Source organism: Mangrovibacter phragmitis (genome assembly GCF_040429585.1).
GTDB classification, from domain to species: domain Bacteria; phylum Pseudomonadota; class Gammaproteobacteria; order Enterobacterales; family Enterobacteriaceae; genus Mangrovibacter; species Mangrovibacter phragmitis.
The window spans coordinates 1708667-1722709 of sequence record NZ_CP134782.1; the positions used below are offsets into that span (position 1 = coordinate 1708667).

The 14043-nt window shown below is 49.1% G+C and carries 12 protein-coding genes; 7 read left to right on the plus strand and 5 right to left on the minus strand.

The genetic code is table 11. From position 1 onward, the window contains the following. Window positions 1-33: 33 nt before the first annotated feature. Both MPHASIOC01_RS08135 and MPHASIOC01_RS08140 read right to left on the minus strand, forming a co-directional pair. The gene (locus tag MPHASIOC01_RS08135) at window positions 34-3438 is read right to left on the minus strand and encodes a methyltransferase regulatory domain-containing protein (protein WP_353614319.1); all 3405 of its coding nucleotides are present in this window, start codon (window positions 3436-3438) and stop codon (window positions 34-36) included. Window positions 3439-3606: 168 nt separating this feature from the next. Continuing rightward, window positions 3607-4497, minus strand: coding sequence for a flagellin (locus MPHASIOC01_RS08140; RefSeq protein ID WP_353614320.1), 891 nt, complete (start codon window positions 4495-4497; stop codon window positions 3607-3609). 414 nt (window positions 4498-4911) lie between these two features. Between MPHASIOC01_RS08140 and fliD the strand changes: the two genes are divergently transcribed. The 3 genes from fliD to fliT are packed head-to-tail and all read left to right on the plus strand — an operon-like array spanning window position 4912 to window position 7147. Beyond that, window positions 4912-6354, plus strand: a complete 1443-nt coding sequence (gene fliD, locus MPHASIOC01_RS08145) for a flagellar filament capping protein FliD (protein ID WP_353614321.1) — start codon at window positions 4912-4914, stop codon at window positions 6352-6354. 20 nt (window positions 6355-6374) lie between these two features. After that, window positions 6375-6785: a flagellar export chaperone FliS gene (fliS, locus tag MPHASIOC01_RS08150; RefSeq protein WP_353614322.1), complete on the plus strand. Its 411-nt coding sequence runs from the start codon at window positions 6375-6377 to the stop codon at window positions 6783-6785. Further along, the gene (gene fliT, locus MPHASIOC01_RS08155; protein ID WP_353614323.1) at window positions 6785-7147 is read left to right on the plus strand and encodes a flagella biosynthesis regulatory protein FliT; all 363 of its coding nucleotides are present in this window, start codon (window positions 6785-6787) and stop codon (window positions 7145-7147) included. Before fliS ends, fliT begins: the two co-directional genes overlap by 1 nt. Before the next feature lie 128 nt (window positions 7148-7275). Here the strand turns inward: fliT and yedD are convergent, their stop codons facing one another. The 3 genes from yedD to fliE all read right to left on the minus strand — a co-directional run bounded on the left by yedD (window position 7276) and on the right by fliE (window position 9009). Continuing rightward, window positions 7276-7701: a lipoprotein YedD gene (gene yedD, locus MPHASIOC01_RS08160; protein ID WP_353614912.1), complete on the minus strand. Its 426-nt coding sequence runs from the start codon at window positions 7699-7701 to the stop codon at window positions 7276-7278. A gap of 93 nt (window positions 7702-7794) precedes the next feature. After that, the gene (locus tag MPHASIOC01_RS08165; RefSeq protein ID WP_064594317.1) at window positions 7795-8367 is read right to left on the minus strand and encodes a cytochrome b/b6 domain-containing protein; all 573 of its coding nucleotides are present in this window, start codon (window positions 8365-8367) and stop codon (window positions 7795-7797) included. 321 nt (window positions 8368-8688) lie between these two features. Continuing rightward, window positions 8689-9009: a flagellar hook-basal body complex protein FliE gene (gene fliE, locus MPHASIOC01_RS08170; protein WP_064594323.1), complete on the minus strand. Its 321-nt coding sequence runs from the start codon at window positions 9007-9009 to the stop codon at window positions 8689-8691. Between the two features lie 229 nt (window positions 9010-9238). Between fliE and fliF the strand changes: the two genes are divergently transcribed. The 4 genes from fliF to fliI are packed head-to-tail and all read left to right on the plus strand — an operon-like array spanning window position 9239 to window position 14034. Next, complete coding sequence (gene fliF, locus MPHASIOC01_RS08175) at window positions 9239-10951, plus strand: flagellar basal-body MS-ring/collar protein FliF (protein ID WP_353614324.1); 1713 nt, start codon at window positions 9239-9241, stop codon at window positions 10949-10951. Beyond that, window positions 10948-11943 (plus strand): flagellar motor switch protein FliG, encoded by a 996-nt coding sequence (gene fliG, locus MPHASIOC01_RS08180; protein ID WP_064594329.1) that lies wholly within the window; start codon window positions 10948-10950, stop codon window positions 11941-11943. The genes fliF and fliG overlap by 4 nt, the downstream gene beginning before the upstream one ends. Continuing rightward, complete coding sequence (gene fliH / locus MPHASIOC01_RS08185) at window positions 11936-12664, plus strand: flagellar assembly protein FliH (protein ID WP_064594335.1); 729 nt, start codon at window positions 11936-11938, stop codon at window positions 12662-12664. The genes fliG and fliH overlap by 8 nt, the downstream gene beginning before the upstream one ends. Continuing rightward, window positions 12664-14034, plus strand: a complete 1371-nt coding sequence (gene fliI, locus MPHASIOC01_RS08190; protein WP_064594339.1) for a flagellar protein export ATPase FliI — start codon at window positions 12664-12666, stop codon at window positions 14032-14034. The genes fliH and fliI overlap by 1 nt, the downstream gene beginning before the upstream one ends. The last annotated feature ends 9 nt before the right edge of the window (window positions 14035-14043 follow it).

The following is a 14043-nucleotide window of genomic DNA, read 5'->3' on the forward strand; positions in this document are numbered from 1 at the left end:
AACCTCACCATCATCGGGCAGACAGTCGTCGAGTTATTCACCCAGGGTAAACGACTGTACAGGTTCACCGTCAGTCCAGATTTGCCACACTTTTGTCAGCATGCGGGCAAAAACTTCAGCGGTGTCATGTTGTTGTTGTAAATCAGCCAGCACCCTGCCACGCAACTCACGGCGAATTGTGCTTAATGCCTCAGGGCGTGAGGCCCACTTCACGGCACACGCGACATAATCGTCCAGCGACTGAGCAACAAAATCACCAAGGCCATAGCCATTCATAATGTCCACACCCTGGCGTGATGCCATAGTTTGCCCGGCAAGGGTAATCGTTGGTACACCCATCCATGCCGCATGGTTAGTAGTTGTTCCCCCGGTGTAAGGGAAAGCATCAAGCAACAGGTCCACCTCTTTGTGCATCACAAGGAAATCTTTCAGCGGCTGCGTTTCACGGAACATCAACCTACTGGCATCAATTCCCTCATCGGCGAAGCGCCTGGTGAAGGCCTCGACCATGTCACGGTTTGCCATAAACCCAATCAGCATTTTGGCAGTGGGAACGGCATGCAGCACTTTTGCCCACTGAGCAACAACCGCCTGGCTGATTTTCATCGGACGGTTAAAACTGGCGAAAGTGAAATAACCATTAGTCAACGCAGGTAGCGGTGTGACATCCGGACAATCTGGTTCAGGGGTGAACTGACGCGGCAGTGAGACATATAACAATTTTTCTGAAAATTGCGGCTCAAGCAGCCCTTTTGGCGCAAGGCCAGGGCTGATGATTCGATAGTCAATTTCAGACAACCCGGTGGTTCCCGGGTAGCCAATCCAGGCCATCTGAACAGGCGCGGGCCGTAAAGCAAATGTCGTTAGCCGGTTATGCGCTGTATGGCCGGACAAATCTATCAGGATGTCGATTTCATCCTGTTTGATCATCTCTGCAAGTTCGATAAGACTTTTTTGGATAACTTCCCGAAACGCATGCGCCGATTGACGAAACCGTGCAGTGACGCTGTCATTTTTCCCCGAGGTGTTATATCCATAAATATCAAACCGACGACGATCAAGGCCTTCCCACACAGGCAACAAAAAGTTGGATACCGGGTGGTGGCATAAATCTCCTGACACAAAACCAATGCGCAACCGTTCATGTTGCGGATGATTATGGTGTTTATATCTTTGGTAATTCTGTTTGCGGATCCACTCATTGACACATTTTGCGAACTTAACATGCTCGGCAAAAAGTGCGTCAGGAGTGATATTCATGTTGTGGGTTAAATCAAACAACATTGCCGACCAGATATTAAAACTGAATTTATTGATAGTTAAAGCCTGACGCAATAATCCCAGTGCTTCCTCACTGCGCAGGTTATCGCTCAATAATGAGGCGCGGTTTGATAAAATCATCTCACTATGTTTTTCAAGGTCACAGGCCTTAACATAGCAGTACTCTGCCCGTTTAGTTTGTGATGCCAGAGTATGCAAGCGCGCCAGTAAATCCCAGGTGAACGCATTTTCAGGATCGCATCGCAACACTGCTCTGCAGACCTTACCGCATAGCCAGAAATATTGACGAAGATAATAGAGCGTTGCCAGTTCATAATAAACTTTCCAGCTCTGAGATTGCCAGACAAGCGTATTATACATTGCAGCCAGCCCTGGCTCCCGATTACTGGTACGAACATAAAAGTTTGCCAATAAATAATGGGCATGAACTTTATTGGGGAATGATGCAACCTGGGACAGATAAAGACTTTCCGCTTTAGCAAACTCACCGGCAATATACAGGTCCCGCGCTTTCTTCTGCACGGTTTCTGCCACCGGGGTCATATCAGGCTCTGAGTGACGCGGGTAACGTTTTGCCAGTTGCTGCTGGGTCTTACTCTGAAAGCCGCCAATATCTTCCGAGGCAGAAAAAACAATCAGCGGGAATATCAAACGCGATTTCAGCTCATCATCAGCAACAAAGAGTTGGGCCTGCAGATAACGTTGCCACGCAAACGGTTCTGCCTGCATCAACCCTTTAAAACAAAGCTGATCATGCAATGCCACACTATTTGCTGACACGGTGTAATCACCCTGTTCGAGAAAGGCACGCTCTTCCCCTGTCAGGGAAACAGGTTCATTCCAGATATTAGTAGGTACGTCACACTGCCATCCGGAGAAAGGAATAATCTGGTCTGCATCCACACTTATCGGCGGTAAAAACCCTTTCCGCCTGAATTGCAAGCCAGGCACGCCTTTTTCAAATAACGCAGACAATGAACGTAACAGATGGTTTGCGTCCATTATCCCCGGATCATCTTCAGGGAGATCAGGAATATGGGTCAGGGACAGAATCCGTTGAAAACTCAGGCTGAATGGCCACGCTTCCCCCAATACATCCATCACAGATAACGTATTGTCATCCGTAATGGTTATCGGTGTACCGTCATGAATACGAACCGCATTACAGGCGTTCATATCTTCCATAATACGGCGGAAACTGCCTGCCCATTCCATCTCACCTAATTTAGCTTTATCCGGGAAAACAGATAAATTTTCGGTACGAGCCTGGTGCCCCAACAAGCTGAAACGGGTACCGCGGTTCGTTGCAAAGTCCAGGTACTGTTGGCTCAGGATTTTGTTTGGCTCAGGGCAAATAGTAGACAGCATCTGGCTGATGCGAGAACTATAGTGCTCTGGCAGTTCAGTCCAGGGATTAAGATCACCTACATACCCCAACCCCAGTGCATTAATTTTGCCATTAAATTCAATTAAATACTGACCTTCATTCTGCCCAAGCAAATAGCGTTCAGTCAGCAATGCATCGGAGAGATTATCTGATTCCTGTAGTGCGGCTGACGCCAGAGGTGTCGTCGCCTGACCTTCATTAGTTAACGAAAACCAGGACAACATGCCGTGAACGCAATCTATTTGCTGTTCCAGACTACCGGCCATCGCCGCATGCATTTGTACTGCATCGCGCAATACTTCGCGGTTTTTTGCCCCCGGGTTACACGCCCAGGCCAGGGCGATTAACCCTTGTTCTGAGAGACGTTCCTGGCAATATTGCAGCACACATTCCAGCTTATGATTGCTGAGCATACTGAATGTATTATGTACAATAATATAATCATACTGCCCGATATCGGTATTGAGTAATTGCTCAAGCGTTGCACTGCATAACGCCAGGTTTCCTGTGCCCTGCGCCATTCTGCTGCTTTGACCGTCTTGCTTATTTTCAGACAGTAACTCTATTCCCGACCATGTAGCTTCAGGCCAGCGAGAAGCCTGCAACGCTAACCACTCCCCGTCACCACATCCCAACTCGAGCACCCTTGCCTGCACCGGCATCACTGCATCAAAACCATACAACCAGGCCATCGAGCCGATATAATCAGGTGTAGCCATCGCGAGTGTAAGGTCCGGGATAGACTCCCTGTGTTGAACAGCTGTTTGCACGTCATTATCCTTAGCAGAGGGAATTACCTTGTTACTTTACCCGCAACCCTCGTTGTTAATGGGGTGAGAAAGGGGTGAAATTTCCTTTAATTCGTTTTATTTCATCAATAACAAAAACAAAAAAAACCAGCCCGAAGGCTGGTTTTTGTATTCCTGACACTAAAGCGATTATTGCAGCAGAGACAGGGCGCTCTGAGGAACCTGGTTGGCTTTAGTCAGTACGTTGGTACCTGCCTGTTGCAGAATCTGTGCACGGCTCATGTTGGACACTTCCGTTGCGTAGTCTGCATCCTGGATACGAGACTGAGCAGCGCTCAGGTTGGTAACAGTATCGTTCAGGTTAGTGATGGTAGAATCCAGACGGTTCTGAACCGCACCCAGGTCTGAACGCTGGTTATCCACTGCTTTAATGGCGTTGTCGATGCTGGACAGTACGGTAGAAGACAGAACGTCGAAGCCACCGCTGTAGATTGCGACAGAACGGCTGGTGATCGTTGCGTTAGTGGTACCTGCTGCTGTGGTTTCAGAGCCCACAGTCTGGCCAGCCAGTTTGTTCCAGCCGCTGTTAGCGTTGATGGTGATCCCGATGGTCTGACCATCGTTTGCACCAACCTGGATGCTGATAGTGGTTGCAGAAGAGGTGCTTGCCAGAACGTTGATGCCGTTAAACTGAGTTTGACCAGCAACACGGTTGATTTCAGCCAGACGTTGGTTAACTTCAGACTGAATGGAGTCGATATCAGACGCTGAGTTTGTGCCGTTCTGTGCCTGAACAGCCAGCTCACGGATACGCTGCAAGTTGTTGTTTATTTCGTCCAGTGAACCTTCTGCGGTCTGGGCGATAGAAATACCATCGTTAGCATTACGAGAAGCCTGAGTCAGGCCGTTGATGTTAGACTGGAAGCGGTTAGCAATTGCTTCACCAGCTGCATCGTCTTTTGCGCTGTTGATACGCAGACCAGAAGACAGACGCTCGATAGCGGTGCTCAGAGCAGACTGAGATTTATTCAGGTTGTTCTGAGTAGTCAATGACATCAGGTTAGTATTGATGACTGCCATAATTATTTTCCTTCATGAAATTGGGTCTAGGTTCGGTGCCTAACACTTGCGGCGTCTCTCACCGTCACTTTGGGTATCGGCGCACCTGCCAGCAACTTTAGAAAATTAGTTCAAAAAAAATTATCTTATTGAAATTAAACATCTATTTTTGCATACATTTGATATTAACGTTATTCAGCCTGATTCCCTTAAATCAAATATAAAAAAAACCCGTGGCAGAACATGATATTTTTCTTTCATTAATATAAATTGTTTTCCATTTCCCTGGCCTCTAAAAGCAATCCCGCCATAAACCCCCATCACTGACTTCTATTCAACGGATTATTTTTTATCTCCTCATATAAACTTTTAGTGTCAGATGCCGATATGAGTCAGGACGACCATTGCAATCCATTGCTATGAAGGAAAAGACCAATGACAACCACTACAGCCAGTAGTAGTTTGCTTAGTAATCTGGGGGTTGGTTCAGGGCTGGATCTGACAACCCTGTACAACAACCTGCAAACGGCGGAAGAAACGAAATTAACTCCAATTTCGGATCAGAAAACGTTGTTTACGACAAAGTTGAGCGCATATGGACAAATTCAGAGTGCGTTGTCGAGTCTGCAAACAGCGACCACCGCACTGTCAACGGCATCTGACTGGAATGCAACCAGTGTAACCAGTAGCAATACCGCATTTTCTGCGACCACCAGCAGCAGTGCGACAACGGGCAATTACACAATGAATGTGAAGCAACTGGCCACTGCTCAGGTGTTGATGAGCGGGAGTTTTTCCAGCCAGACGTCACAACTTGGCGCGACTACCGGTGGAACACGTACGATTACGATTTCTCAGGCAAGCTCATCTACGCCGCTGACTGTGACATTAGCAGATTCCGATACCACGCTTTCAGGTATCGCCAGTGCGATTAATAAAGCCAATGGCGGGGTAACAGCCACAGTGGTGAAGGCCAGTGACACTGATTACCGTCTGATGCTGACCTCCAATACCACGGGGGCTAACTCTGCAATGACTGTAAGTGTGACTGGAGACAGTACATTGCAATCGGCTATTGGTTATGACTCTACGTCATCCAGCAATGGAATGTCCGTTCAGACTGCGGCACAGGACGCCATTGTTACCCTGAACGGCGTTTCTATCCAGCGTTCCAGCAATACTATCTCCGATGCGCTTCCGGGTGTAACGTTGAATTTGAAATCGGTCAGTACCGCCGATGAAACGCTGGCAATTAGCCGTGCCACAGATCAAAACGCCGCCGCAATTAATAACTGGGTCACTGCGTACAATAACGTGCAAAGTACTTTATCCAGCATGACACAGTACACTGCTGTTGCCGCCGGCTCATCCAGCCAGTCATCCAGTAATGGCCCTCTGGTCGGTGATGGTAACGTCCGTGCAATTCAGAACCAGTTGCGTGGATTATTAACTAACGTTCAAAGTGGTGGGTCTTATGCCATCATGGCACAACTGGGCATCACACAGGACCCCACTACAGGCAAGTTAAACGTGGACAGCACCACGCTAAATACTGCATTGACCAATGACCCCAGTGGCGTAATGAACTATTTTATTGGTGACGGTAAAACCACCGGATTTGCTACCCAGATGGGTAACACGCTGACCAGTATGTTGAGTACAGCCACAGGTAATTCAGGGATTATTCAGAACGCAGAAGACAGTATTAATGCCACACTGAAAACGCTGAATGACAAGTACACTGAAGTACAAAATCAGATCGATGCAACTATGGCGAACTATAAGTCCCAATTTACAGCGCTGGATACCCTCATGAGTCAGTTATCTTCAACATCAAGTTATCTGACCAGCCAGTTCAGTTCTTCATCTAACGGTTAAGATATATAGAGGCGCTCCGTATGTATAACAATACTGGTGCAAAGGCGTACCAGAAGGTTAGCCTTGAAAGCGCGGTGATGAGTGCCAGCCCACACCAGCTTATTGTCATGCTCTTTGATGGTGCCCTTAGTGCCCTTGTCAGAGCAAAGCTTTTTATGGAACAAGGCGCTATCCCTGATAAAGGAAAAGCATTATCTCATGCAATAAACATTATTGATTCGGGTCTTAAAACTTCTCTCGATACGAGTGAAGAAGATGAGCTGACCAATAACCTTATCGCCCTTTATGAGTATATGGTTCGTCGTCTTTTGCATGCAAATTTGCATAATGATATCGCTGCCATTGAAGAAGTTGAGCGCTTACTGACTAATATTGCTGATGCATGGAAGCAAGTAAAACCGACCTATCAATCACTTCAGGGTGCCAGCTAATGAACACCATCAACTCATCCCTTACTCTCTGGCATAATTTATATGGCCTGAGCAAAGCCATGCTCAATCTCGCCCATGAAGGAAAGTGGGATGAGTTGATTGAACATGAAGTCAGTTACGTTAAGCTGGTAGAAAACATTGCTAAAAACCCGATCCCGTTGGAGCAAACCCGACAAGTCGAAGAGGCTCGCCAGTTGTTGCATAAAATTCTGGAGAATGAAGCCCAGTTAAAAGGCTTGCTGCAAGAAAGAATGACAGAACTGCGTAAGCTGATTGGCCAGACGGGTACCCAAAAGTCAATTGCCAACACTTATGGTAAGTTTTCTCATGATATTCTTATTCCAACCAACCTGAATCAGTAACCGTCATGATGGTTTATAAGAACGGCAGCATTCAAATATAAATAAAGGCGCATTGTGCGCCTTTATTCTTGATTGCCACCAGGTTCCCACTACCCAGCACTTTCTGACCGGTGTGTTTATTACCCTCTTTACTTCACACTCAGCACTTCAAACTGCGCCAGTTTTTTCATAGCGGCCTGGCACTCAACAGTGGGTTTAGCCACACGTTTTAGCTTCATACCCGCATAATCCAGTTGCTCACCATTCTGTTTCACAGAATAAACATCGCGTTTCTGCGTAACGTTATACAGAGCATCATCCCGCTGCATCAGCTTGCCGGGCTCAGCTATCACCCGTTGCCACTGGCGGCAGTCCAGGGTATCGCCATCGCGTGTCACAACCAGGCTGGCAATCGCTTCCGGGCTTACCATTTCAGACTGCGGCCCTTCAGACTGCCAGTAGCCCACCAGCCACTGGGGCGCGGGGGCTTTAACCACTTTGGTATAATCATCAACCTGAACGCAACCGGCAAGCATAAGTGCAGCGATAGCGGGTAACAGTGTGATTTTTTTCATCATATTTCCCACATAAAAGAGAGTGCGTGTATTCTGGCACTAACCTGCAACGGATACCAGCCTGCAGCCTAACCACACTCTTACCGCCACGCGTTATTCACGTTTTACTGGCATAAACTGGCGCAGGCCAAAATGCAGTAACCCCATCGCACCATGAGCAAAGATATAGACCTCTATCAGGCCGGTTAAAAATTTATGCCAGTGGATGACATTGAAGCCAACAGTGTACCCCATCAGATACAGCGCCACGCCAGTAGCACCAGACAGCGCCACTAACAACAACGCACCTATGCCTAACCCCTGAACAGTGGCGGGTATCCCTCCTGGAGCTGTCTCAGGCAGACGAAATTTCGCCAGGGTGCGTAAATCTGCAATAATTCCGGAAAAATCGCCCAGCAGCCAGGCAAAATAATAGCGAAAACCGCGCAGCGCCAGGACATAAAACAGTATTGCAAACCCCAGAATCACCAGTATGGAACCGGCAATAATGTGCATCCAGGTAGATAAAAATACCAGTAACCCGGCACTCACATCAGTTATTGCATCTAGCTGAGTCGCATTGCTGTTTATTATTTGCGCTACAACCAGAACAGCTATCAAAATATGTATTACCCGCAATAACCGGGGCTGTGTTTCACCAAGGTAATGCCAGAATGTCCGTAACATTGTCGTGCCTCATCATGCTCTTATTGTGTGTAGAGAGTGACGCAATAAACTTAAAATAAGCTTAGCACTCGATGAAATTATCCAGCAGGGTTTCTTTTCAAACAGATAAGCCAGTAAATGGGGGAAGATACAGAGTTTGTGTGTGTTTCACTGGGAGTGCAAAGAGGACTTCTACGACAGGGATGATAACTTTGCATCTGGTGCTATAACAGATTAAATATGCAGAAGAGGCATTGACATAAGACGAATAAAATACCGGGAAGGTAACAGCCACCATGCGTGTTGCACCTGCCCGATATGCTATGCCGGTATCGCTGAATACTACACCTGCATGGACATGATATCCTGGTAGGCTGACACCAGCTTGTTACGCACCTGAACGCCCATTTGCAAAGAAATATTGGCTTTTTGCGCATCCACCATCACGTCATTCAGTGCCACGCCTGGCGTACCCAACTCAAATTTTTGATACTGAGCGCGGGCGGCATTCTGTGTGTCACTGATACGGTCCAGCGCAGACTTCAATTCACCAGCAAAACTGACGCCACCGTTTTGTGCCGTGGTGTCCACATCTTTGTTTTCCGCGGCGATGGCAGTGGCCTGAAGCTGCTGCAATACGCTTTCGATGCCCTGAATTGCCATGACTGACTCCTGATTACCTTTATGAGTGTTGGCAAGACTAACATGAGAGCCTGAAGATAAAAGCGCTAAATAACGTCAAAAAGTTCAGCTTATTGAGGCATCGAATTCCCCATAAACGCAAATAATAACATAGCCATTATTGTGGAACTTTTGTCGTGTTGCCGACCCGGGAGTTTGCTTTGTTTTATTACTCGAATAACTTTGACACCGCTGAGAAGAGAGGCGAGCAATGAATGCCACAACCTCCACTCAATCGCCGCAAGCCAAACCTCTCGAATGGCTTAACCGCCTGCGTGCCAATCCAAGGCTCCCCTTGATTGTTGCAGCGAGTACCGCTATCGCGATTGTGGTTGCATTGATTTTATGGGCAAAAACCACGAACTACAGTGTCTTATTCAGTAACGTTTCCAACGAAGATGGCGGAGCCATCATTACACAGTTAACCCAGATGAATGTCCCTTACCGCTTTGCGGATAATGGTTCTGCGATTCTGGTGCCAGAAGATAAAGTGTACGACTTGCGGTTACGCCTGGCTCAGCAAGGCTTACCCAGAGGTGGTGCTGTCGGATTTGAGTTGCTGGACAACGAGAAATTTGGCATCAGCCAGTTCAGTGAACAAATCAACTACCAGCGCGCCCTTGAAGGCGAACTGGCACGCACTATTGAAACACTTGGCCCGGTGAAAAGCGCCCGTATCCACCTTGCCATGCCAAAACCATCTTTATTTGTTCGCGAACAAAAATCCCCCTCTGCGTCAGTCACATTAAACCTCGAACCCGGACGTGCGCTGGACGATGGGCAAATTAATGCTATCGTTCATATCGTTTCCAGTGCTGTTGCCGGTATGCCGCCAGGCAATGTCACTATTGTTGACCAGGCAGGGCATTTATTGACCCGTTCAGACACCTCTGGCCGGGGTCTGAATGATGAACAGTTAAAATATGCCAGTGAAGTTGAAAGCCGTGTTCAACAACGAATTGAAGCTATCCTTGGTCCAATCGTTGGTACCGGTAATGTTCATGCTCAGGTTTCTGCTCAAATTGATTTCAATGCCAAAGAACAGACTCAGGAGCAATACGGTCCGAACACGAATCCGGCACAACAAGCGATTCGTTCTCAGCAATTGAATAACAACGTACAGTTGGGTGGTTCATCTGTGGGCGGTGTACCTGGCGCTTTGTCTAACCAGCCAGCGCCTGCCAATAGTGCGCCTATCGCGACACAGAATAATGCGCAAAATACGCAACAGGCTGGTCAGACCGGCGCGAATGCGCAGACGAATGCACAGAATGGTCAAACAGCATCAACCAATAACCAGGTTGTGCCAAGTAATACCACTCATGATGAAACCACGAATTACGAAGTTGACCGCACCATCCTGCACACCAAAATGAATATTGGTGATATTCAACGCTTGTCTGTTGCTGTCGTCGTAAACTATAAAACAGCCGCAGATGGCAAATCATTGCCACTGACTGCTGAGCAACTGAAGCAAATCGAGGATCTGACCCGCGAAGCAATGGGTTACTCCGCCAAACGTGGCGATACCGTTAACGTAGTTAACTCGCCATTCACGGCACCAGACAACAGTGCGGATAATATTCCGTTCTGGAAAACACCAGCCTTTATTAACCAATGTCTGGAAGCTGGTCGCTGGCTGCTGATTGCTCTGATTGCATGGATTCTGTGGCGTAAAATGGTACGGCCACATGTCGTGCGCCGTCAGGAAGCGATTAAAGCTGCGCAAGAACGTGCCCGTCAGCTTGAAGAAGAGGATAAATCAGTCACGGTTACCCTCAGTAAAGATGAGCAACAGTCTCAGCGCCGCAATAATCAGCGCCTGAGTGCTGAAGTAATGAGTCAACGTATTCGCGAAATGTCCGATAACGATCCACGAGTGGTGGCCCTTGTTATCCGTCAGTGGATGGGGAATGAACTATGAGTGATATGACCGGTACTGAAAAAAGCGCCATCTTGCTGATGACCATTGGTGAAGACCGTGCGGCTGAGGTGTTCAAGCACCTCTCTGCGCGGGAAGTACAACACTTAAGTGCCGCGATGGCGAACATGCGTCAGGTCTCAAATTCGCAGTTAACTGAAGTATTGAAGGAGTTTGAATCCAACGCGGAACAGTTTGCCGCTCTGAGCATCAACACCAACGACTACCTGCGCTCTGTGCTGGTCAAAGCGCTGGGCGAAGAACGCGCAAGCAGCCTGCTGGAAGATATTCTGGAAACCCGTGATACGGCTTCCGGCATCGAAACACTGAACTTTATGGAACCACAGAGTGCAGCCGATCTGATTCGCGACGAGCATCCGCAGATTATCGCCACCATTCTGGTACACCTCAAACGCGGCCAGGCAGCCGATATTCTTGCCCTGTTCGACGAGCGTATGCGCCATGATGTCATGCTGCGTATCGCCACCTTTGGTGGCGTACAGCCTGCCGCACTGGCTGAACTGACTGAGGTACTCAATAGCCTGCTCGACGGGCAGAACCTCAAGCGCAGCAAAATGGGCGGCGTGAGAACAGCAGCAGAAATTATCAACCTGATGAAAACCCAGCACGAAGAAGCTGTCATTGGGGCAGTTCGCGAATTCGATGGCGAACTGGCACAGAAAATTATCGACGAAATGTTCCTGTTCGAAAATCTGGTGGAAGTGGACGACCGCAGTATCCAGCGTTTGCTGCAGGAAGTGGAATCCGAATCGCTGCTTATCGCACTGAAAGGCTCCGAACAGCCATTGCGGGAAAAATTCCTGCGCAACATGTCGCAACGTGCTGCCGATATTCTGCGCGATGATCTGGCCAACCGTGGGCCAGTTCGTCTGTCTCAGGTGGAAAACGAGCAGAAAGCGATTCTGCTTATTGTTCGCCGCCTGGCCGAATCTGGCGAGATGGTAATAGGCAGCGGAGACGATGCCTATGTCTAAGCCTCAACCGAGTTGGCAAGTATGGATGCCAGATGACCTCAACCCTCCAGCCGCAGTCTTTGAAAGCCTGGTGGCGGAAAAAAAGCGTAAGCCGAAACCGGTTACTGAAAATGAACCGGTCAGCGAACCTGTTCAACCTCAGGAACCTTCGCCAGAAGAGATAATGGCAATGATGCGCGATGCCGCGCGTGAGCAAGGTTTTAATGCCGGTTACGCTGAAGGCAAACAACAAGGTTTCCAACAGGGGCACCAGGAAGGCCTGGCCCAGGGCCAGCAGGCGGGAATGGATCAGGCGCTGCAACAACAGGAGCCAATTAAAGCGCAGATGCAGCAACTGGTCAGCGAATTCCAGAACACGCTGGATGCCCTCGACAGCGTAATTGCATCCCGGTTGATGCAACTCGCACTGGAAGCGGCACGCCAGGTTATCGGGCAGATGCCGGTAGTGGATAACAGTGCGCTGATTAAGCAGATTCAATCCTTGCTGCAACAAGAGCCCATGTTCAGTGGTAAACCGATTTTGCGCGTTCACCCAGACGACCTGCAACGTATTGAAGAAATGGTGGGTGCTACACTTAATCTACATGGCTGGCGTTTACGCGCCGACCCGAGCCTTCACCCGGGAGGTTGTAAAGTCTCTACGGACGAGGGCGATTTAGACGCCAGCGTCGCCACACGTTGGCAAGAATTGTGTCGCCTTGCGGCGCCCGGAGTATTGTGATGACTGCCCGACTGACACGCTGGCTTAACACCCTGGATAACGTGGAAGCACGGATTGCACAACTACCCAAAGTACGCCGCTATGGCAGGTTAACCCGCGCGACCGGATTAGTTCTGGAAGCCACCGGGCTGCAGCTCCCACTGGGTGCCACTTGTATCATTGAACGCCAGGATAACCTGGGCACCACCGAAGTGGAAAGCGAAGTGGTCGGTTTCAACGGCCATAAATTATTCTTAATGCCGCTTGAAGAAGTTGAAGGTATTTTACCTGGCGCACGCGTCTACGCCCGCACACTGACAGGTGACGGATTACATAGCGGCAAACAACTCCCCCTTGGCCCTGCCCTGCTTGGCCGTGTGCTGGACGGCAGTGGGCGGCCACTTGATGGTCTGCCTTCGCCAGAAACCGGGTTTACCGGCGCACTGATAACCCAACCATTTAACCCACTACAACGTACTGCTATCGACCATGTGCTTGATGTCGGTGTCCGGGCTATCAATGCATTACTGACTGTGGGGCGTGGCCAACGCATGGGCTTATTCGCCGGCTCCGGGGTGGGGAAAAGCGTACTGCTTGGCATGATGGCGCGTTACACCCAGGCCGATGTCATTGTGGTAGGGCTGATTGGCGAACGTGGCCGTGAAGTTAAAGACTTTATTGAAAACATTCTTGGCGCTGAAGGCCGGGCCAGGTCAGTTGTGATTGCTGCGCCAGCCGATGTCTCCCCATTATTACGTATGCAGGGTGCCGCCTACGCCACCCGGATAGCAGAAGATTTTCGTGACCGTGGCCAGCATGTTCTGCTCATCATGGATTCACTGACCCGTTATGCCATGGCACAGCGTGAAATTGCCCTCGCTATTGGTGAACCCCCGGCGACCAAGGGATACCCACCTTCCGTTTTTGCCAAATTACCGGCACTGGTTGAACGCGCCGGGAACGGCATCGACGGCGGGGGTTCTATTACCGCTTTCTATACCGTATTGACCGAAGGCGATGACCAGCAGGATCCGATTGCAGACTCCGCGCGTGCCATTCTTGACGGACATATTGTGTTATCCCGCCGGCTGGCCGAATCCGGGCACTACCCGGCGATTGATATTGAAGCGTCAATCAGCCGGGCTATGACATCACTGATTTCTGAGACACACTACGCGCAAGTGCGTCATTTCAAACAATTACTTTCCAGCTTCCAGCGTAACCGTGATCTGGTCAGCGTAGGGGCATATGCAAAAGGCAGTGACCCATTGCTGGATAAAGCGATAGCCCTCTGGCCGCATCTGGAGGCGTTTTTACAACAAGGCATTTACGAACGCGCAGGATGGGAAGAATCATGCCAGTCTCTGGACCTGATTTTCCCGACAGTTTGAGTTAACAAG